We start from the raw sequence: 24,201 nt of genomic DNA, 5'->3' as shown, positions 1-24,201 counted from the left end.
TTTTTCTTGCGATATTAGGTCAGGAAGGTCCATGCTTCGAAGTTTATATTTCTGATATCAAAAAAAGTGCCGATAAGCCCCTGGGGACTTCTCGACACCTTGAACAATATCCTAGATTTTGTTGAGCTACGCTTACCCTACCTGTTATTTTTCATGACCATACGATGTTCAATAATGTTCAGCTCGGGGACTGCTGTTCCATGCAACTGAGAGATTAGCATATCCACTGCTAATTCACCCATCTGCTTCTCATCCTGCTTAATATGTGTGAAGATGGGTTGACCCAAGTGATCGTTCAGAGAGTCGAAACAAACAATCTCGAATTCCTCCAAAGATTTCCCCATCGAGTGGATGACTTGAGCCAGCATGGTAGCTATTAGAAATTCCGACGCGACAAACGCCTTTACATCAGGGTTTTGTTTCAAAAAATGCTTTACTGTTTCTTTATCACTTTCAATCGCTGTCCCGTTTATGTTCATAGGAAGGGTGCCCTTCAAGTTTGTTAATACATAATCTTTGTTCAAGTTCATTCCTTCTTGAGTGAAGGCAAACGTATATCCGAGCAGCCTTTCCTCCAATGTTGAAGTGTTCTCTTCCGGCGGAGATAAAAAGGCAATTTTTTTATGACCTTTGCTAATCAGATGCCGCGTAAGATCCATGGCTGCTTTCTTATTGTCTGTGTATACCGAACAAACCGGAATTCCTTTTAGATATCTATCGACCAAAACGATTGGAAACCGATCTAATACAAGTCGAAGCAGCTCCGAATTATAGTGTTGACCATGAATGGGGGTCACGATTAATCCTTTGATACCCAAACCAATAAATAAGTCGATCGCGCGTTTTTCCTCATCCCGATCCCCGCAAGTTCGTTTAATAATGAGTTGATAATTATGCTCAGCACTCCGCTTTTCCATCGATCTAAGAAGTTGTAGGCCAAACTCGTCAGAAAAATTTGGTATAATAAAACCGATCAACCGCTTATCATCCTCAGGCACCAAGTTCGTTATTACCTCTGAATAGTGCTTCGGTTCTTGTCCTCCAATTATACCATCGGCCACATATGAACCTTTTCCTTGTATTCGTTTAATAACCCCAGAATCTGCCAATTTCTCCAGAGCCTTTTTAGATGTAATACGACTGACGCCAAATTTTTCAGCCAACTCTTTTTCAGAAGAGACTCGGTCTCCTTCTTTTAATCGACCTTCTTTAATCTCTTGTACAATAGAGACATATATCTGCTCGTATAAATGCAATTCCACAAAACCACCCTGACATCATAATATTAGTATACTAAGTATATTACACAAGCACTAATTCGCAAAGTCACTCAGCTTACCGGCGAACTTCTGTGGCATGGCGTATTCCAAGTCTATTGTGTCAGACCTCTGCTTACAGTTAGCCCCCCTGGTAGGGTCATGGAATAACTGGCCCTAAGTCGACAGCCGATTCCCGTTTATCTTAGTGGATGTGATGGTATTGAAGGTCCGTGAAGAAAACTCTCGAATTCCAAACGAACAAAAAAAGCCGTCCCTCAAAATATATTCATACCTTGAGGGGCAGCTTATCGATACACTGCTGATTATTTAGATAGCTCTTCCTTCACCATAAGCTGACGGGCATATTCATTCAGATCGATAGACTCGCCCCCGTTCAGCCGCGACTTTTCAGCTGCGAATGCGATCAGATGGCTCCGGACGGAAGCCGCAGCCGATGTCAGGCTTTCCTGACCGTTATAGTGACGCACCTCATTCAGAAAATTCCTCACAATGCCGCTATCTCCCCCACCATGGCCACTGGTTTGAGAAGGGATTGTGATTTCTGTTTTTTGATGTGTCAAAAAGTCGTACACCATAATTTGATCTTCCTCACCGCGAAGTTCTCCTTTCGTCCCCATGATCTGGATTCTACGTTCCTGCTCAAATGTAAAGCCGCACATACTGAACATGGCCGTAGCTCCACCTTCAAATTCCATATTCGCAACCTGATGATCTACCACATTATTGTCACTACGGTATACACACCGGCCGTAATCGGTATCACGTAAACCCTGTATGATATTCGGTTTCGTCAGCTCCTGTGTAAAATGTCCTGCCCAACCCCTGAACTGGTCACTCAAATAAAATCTTGGTGCAGAGTACGGGCAGGTTGGTTCTACGGCACAATCCAAGCATCGATCAGCGGAACCTTCCGGTGCATTGCCTTCATGAAAATGTTTAAGAGATCCGAACGAACTGACCTTGAGGCAAGGCTGATCCACGAGCCAGGATAATACGTCCATATCATGGCATGACTTGGACAGAATCATCGGGCTGGATGTGTTAGAATTGTTCCAATTTCCCCGCACGAAGCTGTGGGCAATATGCCAGTAACCCACATTCTCATTCAACTGAATGGAGACAATTTCTCCGATACGTCCTTCTTGTATCACCTTCTTGATTGTATTCCAGAACGGTGTGTACCGCAGCACATGGCAGATCGTCAGCAGACGGTCATTATCTCTGGCCGCTTGTTCCATCTCAAGACATTCCTTCGGATCAGGTGACATCGGCTTCTCCAGCATAACATGATACTTCTTATCTAAAGCCTGCATCGTTGGACCATAATGCATTCTGTCCTGTGTACAGATAACCGCAATATCAGCCAGCTTAGGTTCAGCCAACAGGGGCTCCCAAGTCTCATAACAGTGTTCCGGTGGAATCCCGTGCTTCTCAGCAAATCTTGCTCTTCTCACTGGATCGGCTTCGGCAACCGCAATGAAGGTAAGCTCATGTGGATAATCAAGTGCATAGGGTGCATAGCCACCTGCTCCTCTCGCACCTGCTCCAATCAGGACCGCTTTCAGTTGACTCATATTTGTTCACTCCTTTATGATCTGAAATCTACGGATGAACCTTCTAATCCGCTTGGGTATAACGGTCTGCTGCTGATTGATAGATGGCTACATATCGTTCTACGCCCATCTTTTGGAGAGCTGCCACATACTGATCCCAATTGTCAAAGGATTCATTTCCAGTAATGAATTTGTCACGCATTTCATCTACATACGTTTCAATATCCGTTTGGAAAGTGGTCAGATCCCGCTGCTCTTCCTGCGTGAAATTAAATGGAGGCCATATTTGATCTTGTGGTAAGATGTGAGACTCTGCTTTTTTCGCATTTTCAACCGAAGTTGGCAGACCTTCAGCTCCCTTGAAGTATTTCTGCTTTACAAAACCAGGGTAGTACCCACCCGGCCAAATCAGGTATTGACCTACTGCCTGGTCCAGATTAAGGCCATCCGGGTTGTTTTTGATATTGTCGACATAGTCTACGTTACCGTCTGCGTCTTCTTTATACGTCTCATCTTTCCATCCCATGAAGAACGTCTTGATGCCCTCATCGCTGTAGAAATAATCCATCCAGCGGATCATGGCCTCTGGGTTTTGGGCTTTATCTGTAAGTACGAACATCCCGATATTACCGAGTGGAGAACCATAGGCGTTGTATGTCTGATCGCCATGAGGACCCTTCAGTACGGGCATGCCAACATAACCTTGCTGATTGTATATCGCAACCGGATCGACATTATCCACAACTCCGATCAGGCCTTCCATACCTTTAGCATCCACTTCCGTACTCTTAACAGATACAATATCCTGCTCAAGCAATCCGTCCTTGTAGAGCTTATTCACGAATTGTAGCAGCTCCTTGTATTGGGGATCGGTTGGAATAAAGCGTACTTTATCCGTCTGAGGATCTGTATCAATGTTAATGTTGGAGGTGCCATGATTATTCAATCCAAATGAACCTCTCAGGTAGTTCACCACACCAGCCGTTCCCACACCGCCCCAGGCAATCTCGTCCTGCTGCCCGTTGCCGTTCGGGTCCTTTTCTTTAAATGCTTTCAACATATTATAGAAGTCATCTAATGTCTGCGGTTCCTGCAAACCTAATTTATCAAGCCACTCTTTCTTCAACCAAGGTGTTCCGTACAGAACCGACTTGAATTCCGGATCATACAAGGTTGGCAGCCCATATATGTTACCATCCGGCATCGTAATCCCTTTGCCAATAACCGGATACTTCTTCATTAGAGCCTTAAAGTTAGGCGCATATTGGTCGATCAGATCATTCAGAGGAATAAATGCGCCCTGCTTGCCGTATTTCAGCAGATCCGATCTGGAAAACGCCGAGGCGTAGAACAGCTCCGGGTAAGCGCCGCCTGCCAGCAGGAGATTGCGTTTTTCCTTCAAATTATCCTTCTGCACCGTATCCCACTGGATATGAACATTGGACATCTTCTCATACTCTTTCCAGAGTCTAAGATCGTTCCAGTCTGCATTGGCAAAAAACTTTCCGGCAAATCCGCTTACTGTAATGGTGTCATTTACGATCGGAAATCCGCTCGCATTGACTTTGCCATTGGCAGCTCCTTTATCCTTGCTACTTCCCGAATCAGCATCCTTAGAATTGCACCCGGCCAGCATCGAAACGGACATGATACAAACCAGAGCGATACTCCCCCACTTTTTGAGTGTCATTCTTATTCCTCCCTTTGTCCCATCGTTATCCATACAAGGAATCATCCTTTAATGGCACCAATCATTACGCCTTTAACAAAATATCTTTGCAGGAAAGGATAAAGCAGGAGCACCGGTATATTGGCAACGACGAGTACAGCATATTTGATGCCCTCCACTTCCCTTTGCTGCTTAATTGCAGACTCGGTTGACATTTTGACCATATCGTTCGTCTGCCCTTGAATCAGAATTTCCCGCAAAATGAGTTGAAGTGGAAACTTGTCCTTGTCTGACAGATACAACATTGCGTTAAAGAAGGAGTTCCAGTGCCCAACAGCATAGAACAGAATCGTCACCGCTATTATGGGCATGGATAATGGCAGGATAATCCGGGTTAACGTTTGAATATTAGAGCAGCCATCAATCGTCGCCGCCTCATGCAACTCATTTGGAATCGATTGCTGGAAGAATGTCCGCATAATGATGATGTTCCAGATCGAAACGGCATTCGGAATGATCATGACCCAAAATGTGTTTAACATGCCAAGGTTTTTGATTAGCATATAGGTTGGAATTAATCCGCCACTGAAGAACATCGTGAAAACAAACAGGGCCATGATAGCATTGCGGCCTATAAAATCCTTTCGGGATAGCGGATATGCCGCCAGAATCGTCATGACGAGATTAATCAGCGTCCCCACTGACGTATAAATCAGTGTATTGGTATAACCTCTGAGGATATCTTTGTTCTGAAAAATCTTCTCGTAAGAATGGAAATTGATCCCCTTAGGCCATAGGAACATTTCACCACGCAGGACGGCCTGCGGATCGCTGAACGAAGCACTTAACACAAAAACAAGCGGGTAGATAACAATGAGCGTAATTATAATTAACAAAAAATGGTTAATTATATTAAAAATACGATCTCCTCTAGATTCAACAAGCATGCATCAGCAACTCCCTTACCATAGGCTCGTTTCACTCATTCGTTTTGAGATCTGGTTAACAGTAACTAATAAGATGAAATTGATTATGGAGTTAAACAGACCAATCGCCGCCGAGAAGCTGTATTCAGCATCTTGTATCCCACTCCGGTAAACGTAGGTAGAGATAATGTCCGAGGTTTCTAAATTCAGTGTGTTCTGCATCAGCAGGACTTTCTCGAAACCAATACCCATGATGCTTCCGATGTTTAAAATGAACAAAATGATAATTGTCGGCATAATACTCGGTATATTAATATGCCATATCCGCTGCAACCGGGTTGCCCCATCCACACGCGCTGCTTCATGAAGCTGAGAGTCCACGCCGGCTAATGCCGCCAAATAAATAATCGAGCTCCAGCCCATGGTCTGCCATACATCCGACATCACAAACAAGGTCTTGAACCAGGAAGGCTCAGACAAGAAATTAATGGGATTACCGCCAAACATACCAATGAAGTGATTAATGATTCCGTATCGAGGAGATAAAAACATCATCATCATGCCTACGACCACGACAGTTGATAGGAAGTGCGGCGCATAGGTAATGGTCTGAACAAATTTTTTAAACTTTTCCGCCCTTACCTCATTCATCAGAAGCGCCAAAATGATAGGGACTGGAAAACCTACCGCCAAGCTGTATAACCCAAGTCCAAGCGTATTTTTGATTAATCTCCAGAAGAAATAACTGTGAAAAAAACGTTCAAAATGTTCAAAACCGACCCAGGGACTTCCCCAGATTCCCTTCGTTGCAATGAAATCCTTAAACGCGATTTGAATGCCATACATCGGCAAGTACTGAAAGACAAGGTAATAAGCAACAACTGGTGAGATTAACAAATAAAGCTGCCAATTTCGTAAAATCGGGTTCCACTTTTGACGTCTTCTTCTCTTCTTTTCATGTACTGCATTCATTGCAGGTTGTACAGTTGTATTGGCCATGAACATCCCCCCCTGGAATCGTCACTACAATTCTGCCTGGCAAAATGTCTTTGTGTTAAACCACCAGCGTCCTTACGCTGCTCGAAGCAGTTCCCACCTTTCTTTTTTGATTTCTGATCTTCTTTGATTTCTGAGATTTGATTTAAAGTACTTATATGTTAGAAGTTATTACACAAAGTGAGTGGATAACGTTAATAAATGAGTTCATCATCTAACGCAAGGGGATTTGTTTTTTTGGATATATATTTGGATATATATTTGGATATATATTTGGTGCTAGTTTGGAATATATTATATGTAAATGGGTAGGTATCAGTCTGGATAATAGGTTATAAGAGTTTTAGAGGTTTCTTGTATATTTTATATAAACATTGATTTTATGGGGATGAAAGCGCAATCAATAATTTAGTTTAACATATAATCTTAGCTGCTGGCTAAATCCAAAAACATAAAAAAAAAAAACGCCAAACGCTTAATTTCATACATCATAATATAGCCCATAGACGATTGTCAAACATTTTTTTGGTTTTATTTGGATTAATTTTGGCTAAAAAAACAAGAAAAAACCCACGCGGATGCATTCCTCGTAGGTTTTATATGACAGTTATCTGAATTTATATGTAATATAATATCACACAACTAACTAGTCATTTGTATGATTTGTACGATCATAAACAGATGATTCCCTCACAATAAGGGTGCTGGGCAACAAAACTTTATGGAGAGATGAATAACGTCCTTCCAGATAATCGTTAATTAATTGTGCTGCTACTTTGCCGATTTCATATTTTGGAACTTGTACGGACGTCAGAGGTGGTGTCGTATACTGCGCCATAGAGATATTATCCATGCCCACGAATGCGATATCTTGAGGAATACGACCATTTTGTTCAACAACTGCCCGCATCGCAGGAATAGCGAGCATATCACTTGCACAAAAAATGGCCGTCGGCCAATCAGACTTGGGCGTCTCGGTCAGGAGATCCGTCAGTTTGCTGTAGCTGAGATTCACATTCCAGTTGGTGTTGATAATCCAATGTTCATTCAGATTCAGGTTTGCTTCCAGCATGGCAAATTTATAACCGACATACCTTTCTTCGCTCTCTATTTGTTCCGAATATGCGGGGCCACCAATAAACCCAATCCGGGTATGGCCTTGCTCGATCAAATGACGGACTGCTGTGCGAGCAGAAAATATTCGGTCACAGTCAACGACCGGTACAGTAAGCCTTTCATCATTGAGACTCACACCCAGTACAGTGATATTCTCTTGCTCAAGCAGCTCAAACAATTTTTCATCGTACCAGCTGATTGCGACTATACCTTGAGTACCCGTTTCCTGAAGCATCATTTTTATCCGTTCGGTGTCACTAAGTTCTTCGCAAGTGCGGACAATGGCTGGAGGCAGCCCCAGTTCCGTCATTTTAACGTGAAAACCTGTCAGTACCTGTGAAAAGTACGGATGGTCATCCATCAAAATCTGTGGCACGATACAGGCTATCCGTTTGGCTGAGGTAATCTCTTTGCCAATGGATTTGGAGGATTCATCCAAAATGTATCCCAACTCATGAGCAGCTTCCCTAATTTTTCGTTTTGTCCCTTCATTGACCGGTCGATTGGTATCATTGCTGATCGCACGCGAAACCGTTGATATGGATACGCCTACACGTTCTGCGATATCTTTTAATTTTGGCATTACAGCACCTCCCCTTGCTCTCTTTATTTGGAGCCAAAATTCATGTTTAGCAATGATCATATCATAATATTGTAATATTTTGGCGTCAATTAAACAAGCTGCGATACGAGTTCTGTTATACTATCAACACTTCCCCCGAGACTGCCCTTTTTCCCTTAATTCCTAGATGGCCGAGCGATTTGATGAATTCCTCGCCGTCCACTCAATGCCAATCGGACAGCAGAGATGGTGTAGGGGATGGTCCATACATTCAATTTAGGTTCCCACTGTCTGACTGTAATCTGGTGAATACGATGAATATATACAAGGTTGAATGGGATGCGAATGATTGTAGAAGCCTTCTTTCATGCTGCCATCCCTGTTTGCTTTAACATCGGCCATATCTCCAAAAGAGCTTAATTCAACTGTTGAAAAGCGGACAGGCTCTAGAACAAAAAACCTAACAAAAATTGTTAGGTGAACTTCACTTGTATATGTATCTTTTTATCTGATACTCATTATAAATAGGACTCGTTCATTGATGGAATTTTATTTCCAATTATGTAATTCTAATGTTTTCAGATCAATAATAAAATTTTATTGTTTCAGATATCCAATCCGAGAAGCCCTTTATGTTCTTTAGGCAATATGCCTACATCTATTTCTATATTCTGAAAGCTGTTTGTTCCTATTTCAATCCTGTCCATGACTTTGGTGTAGAAAGGAATACTTCCTCCAATCCCGTATGCTTCATATATCGAATCTCCGGTTTCATAGGTCACACCGATTTCCTCTAGTACATCAGGACTAATGATCGTATGTGAAGAGCCTGTATCTATAATTACATTAATGGATCTCTGCGGAGGTTGATCACAAAGTCTTGATTCGAAGTATGATACACGATGTTACCAGGCTCTACTTGAAAAAACTCTTTATTCGCATCTTGTTCGGATACGGTACGAATTGGTGCAACTTCATCTACTATTTTTTTGTTGTCTTCCTCATGATAATGAATGATAGAAACCAAAACAAACTGGTCAGGGAACAGTTCTCTAACTTCTTGCCACTTCATGTGTTCTACCTCCTGTTATTGAGTTAGTTCTACTTTCTGTAATTTTAACATATATCGCGATTGCATATAACTTTCTTGGGTTTCATGACAACTGACTTAGACTGATTTGTTTACTGAAAATGACTTACCACAATCAACCACGTAGACTAATACTTCGCACTATCCCAGAATACGTTGTTAATACGTTCTCGATCATAATCTAGAATCCAATCGTTATATTCTTTATAGATATCCGTTAGCGCTTCTCTTGATGGTGAAATAACATCGCAACCTCTATCATCATAGATATGAAATATCGTTTTCTTACTTATATTAATGAAATACACCCTATGATAGATCGTTGGCTTAATGCCAACATCATGATTACATATAGCTTTGATTAACTGACGATATTTCAAGTCTTCAATTCTACATTTAGTCCAGTACCTATACATGTTGTTCCTTGGATCTGGGGTTTCATCCGGTTCACAATCCAAATCTGGAAGTATCTCAAGTCTCAAGGCTCTAATCGGCTCTTTCTTCTTGATATATTTCCTGTATAGGTTCAACTTCTTCACTTTGTGTTTAGGCTTATCTGCAAAATAAGCTTGAGTTATTAATAGGACCTCATCTTCTTGATCATGAAGAGCCTTAAATAATTCAAGCGATCGATGGTAAACTCGTTCCATGTAATGCTCCTTATTTATTCCAAACATCAGAGGAATGCCAAGTTCGAATCGTATTGCAACATCCCAATTATAGAAAAGAGGCGGTTCTAAGGTCAGGTTTGGGAAATGCTCTGCCAGGTACGTCTTTAGGTCCATTCTGAGGCCACCATTTCAAACCTTGTTTGAATCATTTCATTGCACTCTACAAAACTGTTATTTTTCTTTATAGTCATTTGCTGCCTCTTTAATTTCTTCATTTTTAGAATTAATTCCCAGTTCAATTCCCCAATCTAGTAATTTTGGAATTGCCTCTGAAAGTAGCTCTAACAATCTACGATACTCCCATTCATCGTCAAGACAAATTGCTGTTTTAGCTACATTAGGAAGATGTTCTATTAGCCAATCAGAAGGAATTGTTTTAATCTTTTTCCTCGCTATTTCAATTGGGTGGGTATTTTGTGGCTGGCAAGCCCATTCAATAAGGATAGTGAGTATTTTTATTCCAAGCCCCGTAGGGACACGTTCAATATCTTCTAGTCTAGTTGATATATTGGGAGATATTTGATTAATTTCATAATCTATTTTCAGTTCTTGCCATGATGCCATACCATTATTCATCATCCTTTCCTCCTAATACATTCATACTCAATTGGAACTAGATCTCCGGAATTTCACTTAACGTTTTGTATTGACAACGTCCAGGCCCCTTAGAGTCGCTGCTTATAGTTGTGAGGCTTGCCGAACACCTAATGCAGTGACGTCTCGACGGGCTTAGGGGGCTAGATGTGGTCATTCGCTTCTCAGAGTGATCCAGATCGTCAATATTTTGTTATTCGAAGGAAGTTCTGGAAGCAGACATTGCATTTAAAGCGTTCTCAAAATAGCTATATACTTCATCTGCAATTCCCAGAAACTCTTCGACAAGTACATCACTATCCAAGTAACAAGCATACAGATAATCAACTAAAGCGGAGTCAATATCACAATAGTTTAATATGGCATTCTTCATCTTAATAAAGTCATCTTGCCATACGCCTGTTTCTTCTAAAACCAAAGAGTATAATGCACGAATTAATCTCTTAGAGTAACCTTTAATATATCTAGTTTTCATTGTGTTATCACTAGCACTAGAAAGTAAACGATGTATACGATCTACTTCCTCCTTGGTCTCTGTATTTAAGTCTAATATGAACTCAGGAGAAATAACTATCGGGTGTACTTTTTCACCAATGTCATCCCCATGTATGCAAACACAAATGATCTTAACCCAAAAACCCCACTCATGTGGTTTACTTAATACATCGTCAATCGAGCAAATAATCGTATCGATCTTAGTTAGGACTTGATATTCTTCCAAAAGCCTGTCTTTAATATTTGACAATCTTTCGTAATCAATATCTTTGGGATTTGCACATACAATAGTAAAGTCTGCATCTGACTTAAAAGGTGTAGCCGTTCCTTTTGGAATCGAGCCACACATATAAATACTATGGATCTTACCTTTAAATTCGTTATGTATATTATCTATATACTTATCAACAAAATCCTTATATTCACTTTGTATTACAATTCTATTTATAACTTTTTCTAATATCATATAGACTCCTCCTAAACTAAAAACTTCTTTCGACTAACGTTGTGTATTCATGACACTTGGCGTATGCCCGATGCGGTGAATATATTGTTATCTGATTTCAGGGTAATCTATGAATAACTTTCAATACTGTTTCAACTATGATCTTCAATCAGTATTAACTTCTTATCTTTCATTTGAAATATTGATTTCCCTTGAAGTTTTAATGTTTCTCCTGCCTTCATTCCATTAGGGAGATCACTGGACAATATTCCCTCATAATCAATGTCAACCTCTGCTTTATCTCCTGTCAAAATAATGTTCTTTATTACTTGACGCCTTTTAGAAAATACCTGAATTGACTGCTCTGCTAATGTGCGGAATTCCTGAATCCCCTTTGTTTCCGAATTCACTTCACCTTTAGAAATGTTTCGAAAATGAATATTTTCATTCAAAACTCCTATCATTCCATCAATGTTAAACGTATTATATGCGCTCAGGTATTTTTCAATAAGATCTTTTAAATTTGAGTTCTCCAAGTCGAATCACACTCCTAGATTTTGATATTACATATTTGTCCTGATTTTAGATAACGTTCTCGTATTTACGAACCCTCACCACCTTAAGGTACGAAGGACCGGCCGCGATGCGGTTAGGAGGTGCAGGGCTGTCTGCCTGAAGCCACATCCCCGAAATACTTCAGGCAGACCGAGCAGCCTTCAGGCTGCGATTCGTGAATATGTTGTTATCGGATTTTCTGACCTCTTTGAACTACCTACTCAGTAAATTTAGAATTGAAAATATAAATATCACGGTTTTTTAATCGGAACTTACTTTATTGATAGCAGATAATTCAATACTTGGTTTATCTTTCAATTGATAAAAAAATAGATTCTTTCAAAACCAATTTTCACTGCATACGGTCATCCCTAAGTGTTTCAATCATGCGCTGCTAAGGTTTATAAGGTAGAAATTATCTCTGAATCCTTCACTTGAAAAATACATTCTTTATATACGCGTTCTCTGCCGCCTTGACTCTCATACCAAGAATTGACCTTCTTGGCTTGTTCAGGGTTTCGAACATTCAGTTCGATTTCTTCATATTGTTCTTTACTATCATATTCCCAAATTGCAAAAACCTCAGTGGTAGTCTCTGAATGCGGAGCCATCCATCTCCCTACTAATCTGGCTCCATATTTCAATTGATTAGGTAAATTGTTTTCAATGAAATGTTTATTAAAGACCTCAACGAAGTCATTGTTGACTACATAATATTTCCTTCTATAAAACATAAATATCGCCTCCAGAAATTAATATATACTTCACACTTGATCTTACTGCATTTCGGATATCTCCGATAACGTTTCTGTATTCACGACTCAGAGTAGCTGAGTGTCCGGCGAATGCCAGACCCAGGGCGTATGCCCGCAGCGTGAATATTATGTTATGTGATTAGCCTGACATCCTCGGAAAATTTTTTCATTTTGTTTTCATCTCCTAAGAAAATATTACAACCCTAACTCATTCTTCATTTGCTCAAGTATATTCTGTCTTAATATATCAGCATCAATATATATACTATCTACTAAGTCCTGTATATTGATTGTTGCTTCTTTTTTGTTCAATCTTGCAAGATATGTATCAATATGTTCTTGAGGTCTTTTGTTAATTATGTTGTTTAGATAATCCAGTATTGCTTTATCTGTCTTATCTCCGAATGTAGCTTCTGCAATAAAAAAAGAACCGATTAATTTAGGTTTATTTTTATCATACTCAACTAAGCCTTCATATTCATATGGCAAATACTCTTCCAACTCATCTTCTATTCTTCTTTTTTCTTCTATTGAAGCAAATGGTATTCCTTTTGTTCTTGAATGAAGTTCAAGATTAAATTTTAGTTTTGCACTTAGCAAAGTATGATGCATAGCAAGGTCATCTGTAAGTCTTGAAAATATCCCAAACTTCTTATCCCATTTTTCTTGTTCTTTAGTTTTATCAAACTGCCAGTTCCATAATGAAAAGGATAAAATTGTAGTAATTAGACTTGTTGTCAGGGCTGTTAGTATAGTGTTTCTCAATAGAACCTTCCAATTTTCACTTACTTTTTTTCCAGGGTTGTTATTTTTTCTTGACATATGTTCCTACCACATTTCTTTAAATAATTATTTAGTAGCTGTGAACACTATTTTTAAAGTTTATACAGATTTTCAAATGATTCGGTTTTTCACATAACGTTCATGTGTTCACGACGTCCCACCGACTTAAGGCCACAACGTGGCCGAGCGCGATGCGCTTAGTCGGTGCGGATGTGTCTGGCTGCTACCTCTTCTCTGAAATCCCTCTGCCAGATCGAGGGCGAATGCCCGATGCATAACACCGTGTTATGTGATTCCAATGCCATCTAGAATTACTACAAGGTTAAGATCGATAATTTATATCAAATTCACCATATAATGATTTTGTAAAGCCATCAATTCCTGGATAAATAGTCTCACTAGATATATTCATTAACTTTAATTCTCTTCTAATTTCATTATGAAAATCTTTTGGAATATTCACTTTAAGCAATGCACATTCCTGATTCAATAACTCTATTAAATCTTCATCATGATTATCAATTATCTTACTTATTGGTAATTCCTTTCTAAATCTATTTACAGTTATGGACAGATTGTATTCAAATGCTTGATGTCCTTCAAATGGAATAGCGAATAGACCTTGCTGACTGGAGAGTCGCTCATGTATATTAAAGGGCTCAATTAACATTACAAGTGGGCTTGAAGTTTGTTCAATTAATTTTTCATTACAATATTTTCTTGTCCCAAAATACTTCTCATCCTCTAAACCTCTCCATTTTTCTGTTTCGAGACCCTTCTCATTGATTAACTTTTTATTTAGGCAGAAGACAGTGGATTCTTGCAATGCCTGATCGATTGAAAAAAACAAAGCCACAAAGTATGAATAGGAAAAGTCTAATAATCTCGTTGGTCCTCCATGATGTTGTATTAAAGATAACCACTCTAAAACATTCTCTACTTCTGGAGGCTTTTCCAAGTAATGAAAAGCTCTACGTTGAAATTTTTCAATAATGTTTCTTTCAATCATTGGAATAACTCTAATATTAGAGTTATTGATTTTAGCTCCTCTTTCTAATGTAGTTTGTAATGACCATTGACTATTTGATTGTCCCCTAAATACCCACTTTTCAATGCTTCTAAATAACTTTCTGCAGTCTTCCCATGAATTAATCGTATACTCACAGAAAATATTGTCACTGTGCTTACTCATAAAAACACCTCTTAAGTTAGTTATTTTTTTGATGTTAGAATCAGATTATATTTTGCATAGGTTTCACATAACATTCCCGCATTCCTGACGTTCGATCAGCTTAAGTGACCAAAGGGAACGGGTCGTCAGACTTAGCTGATAGAATGTATCGCCTGAATTCACTTCTATGATATCCCTCTTGGCGATCAAGGGCGAATTCCCACAGAAGGAATGCTGTGTTAAGCGAAGGTACTGACTTCTTTGAAATTACTATTATCAATTTACTTATAATTCCATTTCCCATTCTCTTGCTTCTATCTTTTTATGCTTATTCACAAGTTCAGGGCGATGCCATAGAGCTACAGATAATAGAGCAACTGAATTAACGAATAAAAAACGAAAACGCTTCTCATGTTTTATATCTCCTGGTGTATTCGCTTGTAGTTGTAAGCAGTAATCTCGAATAGGCGAATTCGAAAAGGTTATATCATCCAGCTTATGTGCAAATTCATTTCTTATCTTTCTTATCAAATTCGCTTCTCTAGCTTCTTTATCTGTAATAAAACCCAAGGCATGACATAATTTAATTTTAGAACTAAATGTTCCTATGGGTGAATTAAAACCACTTAGTAATTCTTCTTTTGAGAAATTATCTAATAAGGTTTTATTAAGTAGTATTTCTAATTTCGACTCGACCATTGCCGCCCCAACTAATGCTGCTCCCCATCTGTTTCATTTTGAAAATATGCCAAAAATTTAGATAGAATATTAACATCCTCTTTTTTCATAATGTCGCTATCTCCAATTAATTTTAAATTTACTTGAGAACTAACTCTATTTATAGCTTTAAAAATCCATTACTTAAGATAATCATCTTAAATGATATATTTAAGGTGATAGGCACGAGCTTTAACAATCAATTCATCAACCAACAGAGCTTGTCATAAATATTCAGTGCTTTCGCTTAACGTTCCTGTATTCACGACCCGGCGTATGCTGGGTGTCCGGCGACTGCCGGACCCAGGGCGTATGCCCGCAGCGTGAATATTATGTTATAGGATGTCAGTATCCTCCTGAATCTACTTTTGAATTTTTGTAATCTTCAACATTACTTGTTATAAACAAATGTGCTGAATTTGTAAGTGAGCTAAGACTAATAATTTGAAGTATGCTTATGATATTTTCCTTTGAGTAAGATTATACAAATTCTATGAAATCTTTTGGTGAAAATACTTTTATCCTTTCAACATTATTTAAATATTTAAAGGCAGTTGGATTTTGAAAAACCATAATTAATTCAATTTCATTATATTCTTCAAGTTTAAAATGGCTTTTGAATTCTTTTTTATGAAGATCAATAATTTTCATTGCTCTTTCATGACTAGCTATGTTATTTAGTATCTTTTTTTGTTCCTTTAAAACTTGAATAATGTTGTAAGAATTTATTTTCCAAGTTTTATACTCTACAACAAATAAAGTTTCATTTTTAACAAAGATTAAATCAAATTCTTTTGTAATGCCTTTCTGACTTATGGCATTTTTCATTTCTTGATGTTTTATCTGATCGATTTTCAAATGTTCAATATATGGAATATTTTTTTCAAGTAGAGCTTGGCTCAAATCTTTGATCCCTGCTTCATCGTAATGTTTCGAAATAAACTTTTGTAAATCTGCTTTTTTCGTGAAAGATTGTTGTAACATGCGCGATTCTAGAATCTGGCTTGCTTGCAAAAGAAGAAGTGGAGAAAACATTATATGTCCGTTGTTTAATTCAACAAATGGGTAAATAGATATCTTGTTTTTACTATCCGTTATACACTTTATGTCCTTTTTTAGTGTAAGAACATCTAAAAATCTATCAACTCCGTACTCTTTAACATCAGTGAGATTAAGAATAATTTCTCTGATTTTTTCTTTCTCATATGTGAATAAGTGGACTTGAGCACGTAGTGCTTCGTTACTTATTGTAGCTAATTTAAATAGATCCTTCGGACAAAACCCTTCTCTTTTTGAATATTCTGAAAAAATACGCTTTGTTAATTTAGAGTCGTAAGAAAATTTTGAAATTTCAAGCTGAGTACGCGAGAGCAATTCATCAAATTTTCCACTTTGTTGAAATACTCCTTCTTCTATTTTCAAGTATTCTCCATGTTCATAAAGAAGAAAGTTAGATTCCAAAAAAAGATTCATTTTAGAAACCATATATGCAAGTTGATAAATTCTTCTTAAATCAAATTCCTCACTTTTCAATGATTGTTCTAACTGAATATTATCATTAGTGTAAATTTGATAAGCGTTATTGAACAATATATCAACTACATTTTTTTCTCCCCCTATATATGCACTTATTCTAGGCATGTCTTTTACATCAGCTTGACATATTAACGAAGTTAATATCATCATGGGATTCCTTCCAATATTTTTAGGATTATTAATTTCCCCTTCACTAATTTTTAAAATACTCAAATTAGATAAATAGGCCAGGCGGTCTGCTAATGAGAATAAAAGAAACATCAATAATTCTGAATTATATTTTTTCAACTCATTATCTAACATTTCCTCATATTCATCTCTAAGTTTTACCAAAACGTTATTAGCTTCGTCTTTTTTAAAAACCTTATTTTTTGGGATTTTTAAATTTTCAATTATCTCCATTTCTTCAGTCGAGGCTAAAAGATACAGATGATTAGAAACTGTTTCTTCATACAGACTTGCATAGGAAGTTAAAAAAACCTCCAGTGAGTCAAAATCAATCAAATTTCTAGGCATAATTAAATTCTTCACTGCTGTTGCTAAAGTTCCTTTGTTTGATTGAAAAAGCACTTCTTCAAAAACCTCTGTTTTTAACTGCTCATTGCTTATTATTTGATTAGAGGCTATTGTTCTTGCTAACAAAGTAGTATACTCGTAAATCAATTTACCTATCAAATTATATTTCTCTGGTAAAATATTCATACAAGCTCCTTTTAATTTTACTGATTTCCTATAACGTTCCTGTATTCACGACCCGACGTATGTCGGGTGTCCGGCGAATGCCGGACCAAGAGCGAATGCTCGTAGCGTGAATATTATGTTATACGCTGTTACTGTCTACTTGAGCTTCTTACTAAAATCACCGCATTGTTTCCTTCAAAATTCTACTAGCCTCCTGGTCACATTGACTAATCATGCTATTTAATATGCTGTCATTCTTTTTATCAGCACTAGCATAAACAAGAGTAAAATTTTTAGGTAAATACAAATCAGTATCTTCTATCATCGGAATTTCTCTAGAATTATAACGATCAATGTTTCCTAAATCATGGTCAGTGACTAATAAAATTTTTAGGTCGTTAGTTTCTAAACTCTTATCAATGATAATTTTTTTTATTAATTCTATAATTCCTAGTTTTTCAGCAAGGTGTTTTTCTTTATGGTTCAATTGAATTGTAAATGAACTCTGAAATTGAAGTTCTTGTTTTTTATAATTTTTATATTCCAAAGCTACCCCCACAGAAAAATACTCGTCATTGATTAAAGAGTTGCTAGTGTTGGTATCAACTGCATAGATAAAATCATAATCATGAAGCAAAGCATTGAGGTCAGTCTGTAAATTCATTGGATTTTGATTAATTTTCAATGTTTGCTTGATTTTTTTGTTTGGTCTATCAAGAGAAATATTTAAGTTAGCCATCTTTGGCGTCACTTCTTGCCCATCTACAAATAATTTCAACTCTCCATTAGAAGTCAATTCATAGCTTGTTATAGCTATGGGATTTTCCATATCCATATTTACAGATTGAATTCTTGGCTTTTTATCTTTACAACACTTTTTTCTTTTTTTCCCACTTCCACATTCGCACAATTGGTTTCTTTCATTTCCTTCACCCAAATTTCTCGCTCCTTCATCCTATGGTTTCTACTACAGTAATTGCGTATAACATCTAATTTATGTACTTCGTAAATACCACACACCCTGCATGATATGTGAACTACGTATATGATAACCTATGGTGTAGTATTTGCGAAGAAGAATTTGGTGAAAAAGGGAGATTTACTAAGCACTCAATCTCCCAAATCCAAACGATCCAATGGGCTCTGAATACGCTGAATATTTTTCGTACTAACATGGGTATATCGCTGTGTTGTTCGTGCACTCGTGTGACCAAGTAGTTCCTGAATATAGCGCAGGTCTGTTCCGTTTTCCAACAAATGAGTAGCAAAAGAGTGCCTCAAGACATGAATACTAACCTTTTTATCAATGCCTGCGCGTTGTCTAGCTTCTTCAAAAACCTTCTGAACACTCCGCTCCGTAAGATGCCGATCAGAAGATTGCCCTGGAAAGAGCCAACGAGTTGGTCTATATTCAGTGATGTATTTCTGCACCATATCCCACGCTAGGCTCGATAGGATTGTTCTCCGATCCTTCTGACCTTTTCCCTGCCTTACAATAAGGGTCTGACGCTCAATATCCAAATCGCTGCATCGAAGACGAACGACTTCACCTACACGAAGACCAGATGAATACGTGAGAAAAAGAATCGTTTTATGCTTGAGATTAGTTACGGATGTGAGCAATTTAGCAACTTCTTTTTCAGACAACACTTGTGGCAGCTTGGTCTGCTTCTTGGGACGAATATACTGGTTATCTGTAGGATGATGGAGTATGTGCTGGCAGTAGAAGCGAATTGCGCTAATTGCCTGGTTCACACTGGAATGAGAGATCCCTCGCTCAAGCAAATTTAAACAGTACGTCTGAACTACAGAAGTAGTCACGGCTGTACTTTCAAGTTGGCAGCTACTCAGAAAACGTTCGACCTGATTACAATATGCTTTAATCGTTTTGCGGCTGTATCCTCGTAACTTTAATGCCTTCTGTAACGGATCTTTGCTCCATGGATGGTTTGCCTTACTAGCTTTCCACTGCTGTAAATTCTCATTTTCAACCCACAACTCTGGGGTAATCAGAACGTCATCAGGATCAAATTGATTCATGAACTCTTGAAGAGCAGCTATGGTGTAGGGGATGATCCAAACTTTTTGTTTGGCTTCCCACGTTCTGCCCTTAATTCGACGAATCCGTTCAATATATGCAAGGTTATATGGGATATGAATGTGCAGTAACTCAGCGGAACCTTTAGTTATGGTAATCGTCTTTTCAGTAGTAGCATATTTATTCATAGGAAACTCTCCTTCGTTTGGATAGCTTATGTTTTTGACCCAAATTCGGAAAAACAAAAAGGAAGGCCCTTCTTCATCCACTAGGGAATCAGAAGACCTTCCGATGCTTTCGGAACATATATGTTTTGATAAAAGGTGAAGCGGAGCGCTGCTTGTGCAGTGGCAAGCCGCGTAAGGATGAGGTGCTGCTCCCAATGGAGCAGCACCTCACGGGATTGCACCGCGTCCACAACCGCGGTGCTCACCGTTATAGCACCAGAACGGCAAAGGCATGGTGCTTCCCCCACTGCATGCAGCCATCGGCCATGCAGCTCCCCAATACCGCTGCACCTACATAGCAGCGGCTTCTTCTCCCAGCGGCAGCGTGTAATACTGCGCCTGCTGCCCTTCATGCTGCTGGTACACCACGACCAGCAGCGTCCGACCTTTCGCGGCAAGCGGGCTGGCGCCAGCAAGCACTCGCTCAAGCCGGAACGGAAGCACATCCATTACGGTGTGCTTCTGCAGTTCCTTTTCGCCGAGACCGAGGTCGGCGAAAGCACGGGCACCCATGACCGTCTGTGCGGTCATGGCTGAGGTCATCGGCAACGCACGCGAAGCGTTGCCGTCCACCCCGTCCGCCGCGCCATTCGCGGCAGAGTCTTCCCCGTCAGCAGCCGAACTTCCCGCAGCGGCAATCGCACTCGTGCCGCTGCTTTCCAGCCACGCCGTGCCTGTGGCACCGGCAATACGCGGCAGGCGAACGTCTTCCGGACGTTCAGCCAACGTTTTCATATAACCCGCCCACTGGTCTTTCTGGAGCGGATCTTCCCACCAGATTTTGCGTGGTTTGTACTTGTGGCCGAGGAAATAATCCAGCTTCATCAAGCCGAGCACAATATCCATATGCGGCGTGTTGCGCGACTCCAGGAAGCTGTGCAGACGAGTGAACAGATCCTCCAGCTGGTGACCGATCTTCTGCCAGCCCTGACCCTCCCAATAATCCCCGAACGCCTGGAAGAAATCAAATGGCGAATCGAACTCCTGCTCCATCAGATACTTCAGCGTATGGTCCATCCGATGTGCGTTCCAGTATTTCTCCAGCACATCCTCCAGCCGCTTCAGGCGCACGATGTCGCTGAACGGCAGCACGTCACTGCCCAGAATCTCATACGGCGCGTGATCCATATACGTATAGTTGTACTTCTCCGCATCCAGACGCAGACCCGTACCGCGCAGCATTTTGAGGAATCCAAGCTGAAGCTCTTCCGGCCCCAATGCAAACACATCGTTAAACGTCTTCCTGAACGTATTGTAATCTTCCTCCGGCAGTCCGGCGATAAGATCCAGATGCTGGTCGATTTTGCCGCTGGCTTTCACCTTGTTCACGGTACGACTCAGCTTCGAGAAGTTCTGGCGGCGTTTCACCAGTTCATTCGTTGGATCATTCGTGGACTGAACCCCAATCTCGAACCGGAATGTGCCTGGCGGCGCATTCTCTGCCAGATAGTCCAGTACCTCGGGACGCATAATATCAGCCGTAATTTCAAACTGAAATACCGTCCCCTGATGATTCTCGATCAGGAATTTGAACATTTCGAGCGCATAATCCCGCTTGATGTTAAATGTCCGGTCCACAAACTTGATTAGCTTCGCGCCCTTCTCGATCAGGTACAGAATGTCCGACTTTGTCCGCTCAATATCGTAATACCGCACGCCGACCTCAATACTGGACAGACAGAACTGACAACTGAACGGACAGCCACGGCTGGTTTCAAAATAAACAACACGTTTCCCGAGCTCCGGGATATCCTCTTCAAAACGGTGCGGTGACGGCAGATCATTCAGATCCGCTTTTGGCCGTCCCGGCATGAGAATGACTTCTTCCCCTTTGCGATACGCCAGTCCATATACGAAATGGAACTTCTTGCTTCCCTCCAGCTCCGTCAAGAGCTGATGCAGCGTCTCTTCCCCTTCACCCATCACGATGAAATCGACATTGGGGATGCGGTTCATCCAATATTCCGTGTCGTAGGACACTTCCGGCCCGCCGAGCAGAATTTTCACCTCTGGCATAACCTTTTTCAAAATATCAATGACCTTGATTGTCTCTTCAATGTTCCAGATGTAACACGAGAACCCGATCATGTCAGCACCGCGCTGATACAGATCGGACACGATATTCATGACCGGGTCCTTAATCGTATACTCGGCCAGCTCAATATCAAAATCCTTCTCACTGTACGCCTTCAGACACCGCAAGGCCAAAGAGGTATGGATGTACTTTGCATTTAATGTAGAGAGAATAACTTTCATGGTTCACAACCTTTGTCTGGACCACCAGACTATATTTTTCATTTCAAAACGTAAGAATCTTCATCCAACATCTCACTCGTATTCATAAAAAGCATCATCATCCGTATCCACGTCTTCGCCCGTTTGCTTCTGGAAAAACTCCAGGAACGGCAGCCCGTACTTACGGTACTTGACCTCACCGACCCCTTTAATATCCAGCATGTCACGTTCTGTCCTTGGACATACCACACTCATCTCGCGCAAGGTCGCATCATTGAAAATAATGTACGACGGCACATGCTCTTTCGCCGCCAGATCACGACGGATCAGACGCAGCTGCTCAAATACCGTCTCGTTAACCGCAGATGGCATTGCATCTCGTCCACGACGTCCGCCATAGTTTGTACCCGAAGCCGTTGCCGCCGTCTTGCGAACCACCCGCTGCATCACTTCACGCTGACCTTTGAGCACTTCCACCGCCAGTGGCTGCAAACGAACAACCGGATACTGCCCCTCGGACAGCATCAGATAACCTTCGGACACCATGACGTTAATGATTTCCGCGATCTCACGCTCTGTACGATTACCCATCACGCCGTATGTTGGCAGGGAGTTGAAGCCGTAATCGAGTACTTTTTTGGCACGGGAGCCCTTGAGCACCGAAGCGACCAGCGATACACCATACCGTTCACGCATGCGGTGAATGCAGCTGAATATTTTCTGCGCATCAATCGTCATATCCACCAGCTCACGGTCGTCCGTACATGAACTGCAAATGCCGCACGGCTTGTCCTCATGCACCTCACCGAAATAATCCAGCTGTGCACTGCGCAGACAACGCGTCGTGTAACAGTAGTCCACCATCTGTTGCAGCTTCCGGTAATCGTTTTGTTTGCGGTCACCCTCCATCGGGTTCTGCTCGATCAGGAACTTCTGGGTGATAATGTCCTGTGCCCCGAATAACAAAATGCACTGGCTCGGCTCTCCGTCCCGTCCCGCACGACCGGCTTCCTGCACATATGCCTCCATGTTCTTCGGCATGCTGTTATGAATAACGTAACGTACGTTGGATTTATCAATCCCCATCCCGAACGCATTCGTGGCCACCATCACCCGGATATCATCGTACAAAAAAGCTTCCTGGCTCTGGGACCGTTCATCGTCCGTCATCCCGGCATGGTAGCGTCCTGCGGGTAATCCCGCCTGCAGCAAACGCTGATGCAAATCGTCCACGTCCTTGCGGGTCGCGGCGTACACAATACCCGGCTCGCTGGCGTGCTCGCGCGCGTAATTCAGGACAAAGTCCTTTTTGCTCTCGCCGCGCAGCACGCTGAACGCCAGATTATCTCGCCCAAGTCCGGTCACATACGTCTGCGGGTCCTGCAAACGCAGGAGCCGCAGAATATCTCCCATGACTTCGGGCGTCGCTGTAGCCGTAAAGGCCGCAACCACCGGCCGCTCCGGCAAACTGTCCACAAACGGCGCTACCGCCAGGTAGCTTGTCCGAAAATCATGCCCCCACTGCGACACACAGTGGGCCTCATCCACAGCAACGCACGAGATCGGCAAATAGCCCATCTCCTCGCGGAACCAGTCTAGCTCCAGTCGCTCAGGCGCGACGTAGAGCAGCTTCAGCTCACCGCGCTGCGCTGCGCGGATACGATCATTCACTTCTTTGCCGCTGAGCGTACTATTAATATAGGCGGCTGCAATACCAGCCGTGGTCAGGGCATCAACCTGGTCCTTCATTAATGAGATCAGCGGAGAGACGACAAGCGTCAGACCCGAATACAACAAAGCGGGGATCTGATAACAGATCGATTTCCCGCCCCCGGTTGGCATAATACCCAGCGTATCTTCACGTTCAAGCAGGCTGGCTACGATCTTTTTCTGTCCCTCACGGAAGTCGGGGTAGCCATAATATTTTTGCAGGAGACCCTGCGCTTCTTCTAATGTAGGTGTTTGCACACTCATGTAAAGACTCCTTACTTATCACCGGTGTTCTTCCACCAGCTTGGTCCGATCCGATTCTGACATCCGAAAGCGGCATATACCGCATCCTTGACAACAAAATGGCGTTCTCATGACTTGTCCGTCAAGCAAACG

At 41.0% G+C, this 24,201-nt stretch carries 22 protein-coding genes and 1 pseudogene; 1 reads left to right on the top strand and 22 read right to left on the bottom strand.

From position 1 onward, the window contains the following. Window positions 1-137: 137 nt before the first annotated feature. Window positions 138-1,262, bottom strand: a complete 1,125-nt coding sequence (locus PTQ21_RS12985) for a GntR family transcriptional regulator (protein ID WP_274570113.1) — start codon at window positions 1,260-1,262, stop codon at window positions 138-140. Window positions 1,263-1,319: 57 nt separating this feature from the next. Between PTQ21_RS12985 and PTQ21_RS12980 the strand changes: the two are divergent. Beyond that, window positions 1,320-1,497: pseudogene (locus tag PTQ21_RS12980) on the top strand (transposase); the annotation flags it as partial. 85 nt (window positions 1,498-1,582) lie between these two features. On the opposite strand, the gene PTQ21_RS12975 reads toward PTQ21_RS12980, so the two are convergent. From PTQ21_RS12975 to recQ, 21 genes are all read right to left on the bottom strand, one after another. Continuing rightward, on the bottom strand, window positions 1,583-2,854 hold the full coding sequence (locus tag PTQ21_RS12975; protein ID WP_274570112.1) for a Gfo/Idh/MocA family protein: 1,272 nt from the start codon (window positions 2,852-2,854) through the stop codon (window positions 1,583-1,585). A 43-nt stretch (window positions 2,855-2,897) separates the two neighbouring features. Further along, window positions 2,898-4,523 carry a type 2 periplasmic-binding domain-containing protein gene (locus PTQ21_RS12970; protein ID WP_274570111.1) on the bottom strand — a complete coding sequence of 542 codons (1,626 nt, stop codon included), beginning with the start codon at window positions 4,521-4,523 and terminating at the stop codon, window positions 2,898-2,900. 41 nt (window positions 4,524-4,564) lie between these two features. After that, on the bottom strand, window positions 4,565-5,449 hold the full coding sequence (locus PTQ21_RS12965; protein WP_064639811.1) for a carbohydrate ABC transporter permease: 885 nt from the start codon (window positions 5,447-5,449) through the stop codon (window positions 4,565-4,567). A gap of 15 nt (window positions 5,450-5,464) precedes the next feature. Next, window positions 5,465-6,427, bottom strand: coding sequence for an ABC transporter permease (locus PTQ21_RS12960; RefSeq protein ID WP_079695359.1), 963 nt, complete (start codon window positions 6,425-6,427; stop codon window positions 5,465-5,467). A gap of 643 nt (window positions 6,428-7,070) precedes the next feature. After that, window positions 7,071-8,123, bottom strand: a complete 1,053-nt coding sequence (locus PTQ21_RS12955) for a LacI family DNA-binding transcriptional regulator (RefSeq protein WP_274570109.1) — start codon at window positions 8,121-8,123, stop codon at window positions 7,071-7,073. A gap of 584 nt (window positions 8,124-8,707) precedes the next feature. Next, entirely contained in the window at window positions 8,708-8,914 is a 207-nt protein-coding gene (locus tag PTQ21_RS12950; protein ID WP_274570495.1) for an aspartyl protease family protein, read from the bottom strand. A gap of 29 nt (window positions 8,915-8,943) precedes the next feature. Beyond that, window positions 8,944-9,174, bottom strand: coding sequence for a hypothetical protein (locus tag PTQ21_RS12945; protein ID WP_063563999.1), 231 nt, complete (start codon window positions 9,172-9,174; stop codon window positions 8,944-8,946). Between the two features lie 146 nt (window positions 9,175-9,320). Further along, entirely contained in the window at window positions 9,321-9,977 is a 657-nt protein-coding gene (locus tag PTQ21_RS12940; protein WP_274570107.1) for a DUF3885 domain-containing protein, read from the bottom strand. Window positions 9,978-10,034: 57 nt separating this feature from the next. Further along, the gene (locus PTQ21_RS12935) at window positions 10,035-10,442 is read right to left on the bottom strand and encodes a hypothetical protein (protein ID WP_143021560.1); all 408 of its coding nucleotides are present in this window, start codon (window positions 10,440-10,442) and stop codon (window positions 10,035-10,037) included. A gap of 208 nt (window positions 10,443-10,650) precedes the next feature. Continuing rightward, the gene (locus tag PTQ21_RS12930; protein ID WP_274570106.1) at window positions 10,651-11,418 is read right to left on the bottom strand and encodes a nucleotidyltransferase domain-containing protein; all 768 of its coding nucleotides are present in this window, start codon (window positions 11,416-11,418) and stop codon (window positions 10,651-10,653) included. Between the two features lie 131 nt (window positions 11,419-11,549). Further along, window positions 11,550-11,933 carry a nuclear transport factor 2 family protein gene (locus tag PTQ21_RS12925; RefSeq protein WP_274570105.1) on the bottom strand — a complete coding sequence of 128 codons (384 nt, stop codon included), beginning with the start codon at window positions 11,931-11,933 and terminating at the stop codon, window positions 11,550-11,552. 420 nt (window positions 11,934-12,353) lie between these two features. Continuing rightward, window positions 12,354-12,686: an NIPSNAP family protein gene (locus PTQ21_RS12920; RefSeq protein ID WP_274570104.1), complete on the bottom strand. Its 333-nt coding sequence runs from the start codon at window positions 12,684-12,686 to the stop codon at window positions 12,354-12,356. Between the two features lie 216 nt (window positions 12,687-12,902). Then, window positions 12,903-13,529, bottom strand: a complete 627-nt coding sequence (locus PTQ21_RS12915; RefSeq protein WP_274570103.1) for a hypothetical protein — start codon at window positions 13,527-13,529, stop codon at window positions 12,903-12,905. A gap of 283 nt (window positions 13,530-13,812) precedes the next feature. After that, on the bottom strand, window positions 13,813-14,682 hold the full coding sequence (locus PTQ21_RS12910) for an FRG domain-containing protein (RefSeq protein ID WP_274570102.1): 870 nt from the start codon (window positions 14,680-14,682) through the stop codon (window positions 13,813-13,815). A 264-nt stretch (window positions 14,683-14,946) separates the two neighbouring features. Beyond that, on the bottom strand, window positions 14,947-15,360 hold the full coding sequence (locus PTQ21_RS12905; protein WP_274570101.1) for a DUF4145 domain-containing protein: 414 nt from the start codon (window positions 15,358-15,360) through the stop codon (window positions 14,947-14,949). A 498-nt stretch (window positions 15,361-15,858) separates the two neighbouring features. Further along, entirely contained in the window at window positions 15,859-17,616 is a 1,758-nt protein-coding gene (locus PTQ21_RS12900; RefSeq protein ID WP_274570100.1) for a hypothetical protein, read from the bottom strand. A 157-nt stretch (window positions 17,617-17,773) separates the two neighbouring features. Beyond that, window positions 17,774-18,532 (bottom strand): hypothetical protein, encoded by a 759-nt coding sequence (locus PTQ21_RS12895; protein ID WP_274570099.1) that lies wholly within the window; start codon window positions 18,530-18,532, stop codon window positions 17,774-17,776. A 173-nt stretch (window positions 18,533-18,705) separates the two neighbouring features. Then, entirely contained in the window at window positions 18,706-19,821 is a 1,116-nt protein-coding gene (gene xerA / locus PTQ21_RS12890) for a site-specific tyrosine recombinase/integron integrase (protein WP_274570098.1), read from the bottom strand. 80 nt (window positions 19,822-19,901) lie between these two features. Further along, the gene (locus PTQ21_RS12885) at window positions 19,902-20,213 is read right to left on the bottom strand and encodes a hypothetical protein (RefSeq protein ID WP_274570097.1); all 312 of its coding nucleotides are present in this window, start codon (window positions 20,211-20,213) and stop codon (window positions 19,902-19,904) included. Then, a complete protein-coding gene (locus tag PTQ21_RS12880) occupies window positions 20,152-22,116 on the bottom strand; it encodes a B12-binding domain-containing radical SAM protein (protein WP_274570096.1) in 1,965 nt (654 codons plus the stop codon). Before PTQ21_RS12880 ends, PTQ21_RS12885 begins: the two co-directional genes overlap by 62 nt. A gap of 72 nt (window positions 22,117-22,188) precedes the next feature. Next, complete coding sequence (gene recQ, locus PTQ21_RS12875; RefSeq protein ID WP_072734229.1) at window positions 22,189-24,069, bottom strand: DNA helicase RecQ; 1,881 nt, start codon at window positions 24,067-24,069, stop codon at window positions 22,189-22,191. Between the last annotated feature and the right edge of the window lie 132 nt (window positions 24,070-24,201).

Source organism: Paenibacillus marchantiae (genome assembly GCF_028771845.1).
Lineage (GTDB): Bacteria > Bacillota > Bacilli > Paenibacillales > Paenibacillaceae > Paenibacillus > Paenibacillus marchantiae.
The sequence above is the reverse complement of the archived record's forward strand: the minus strand, read 5'-3'. Positions and strand labels throughout refer to the sequence as shown.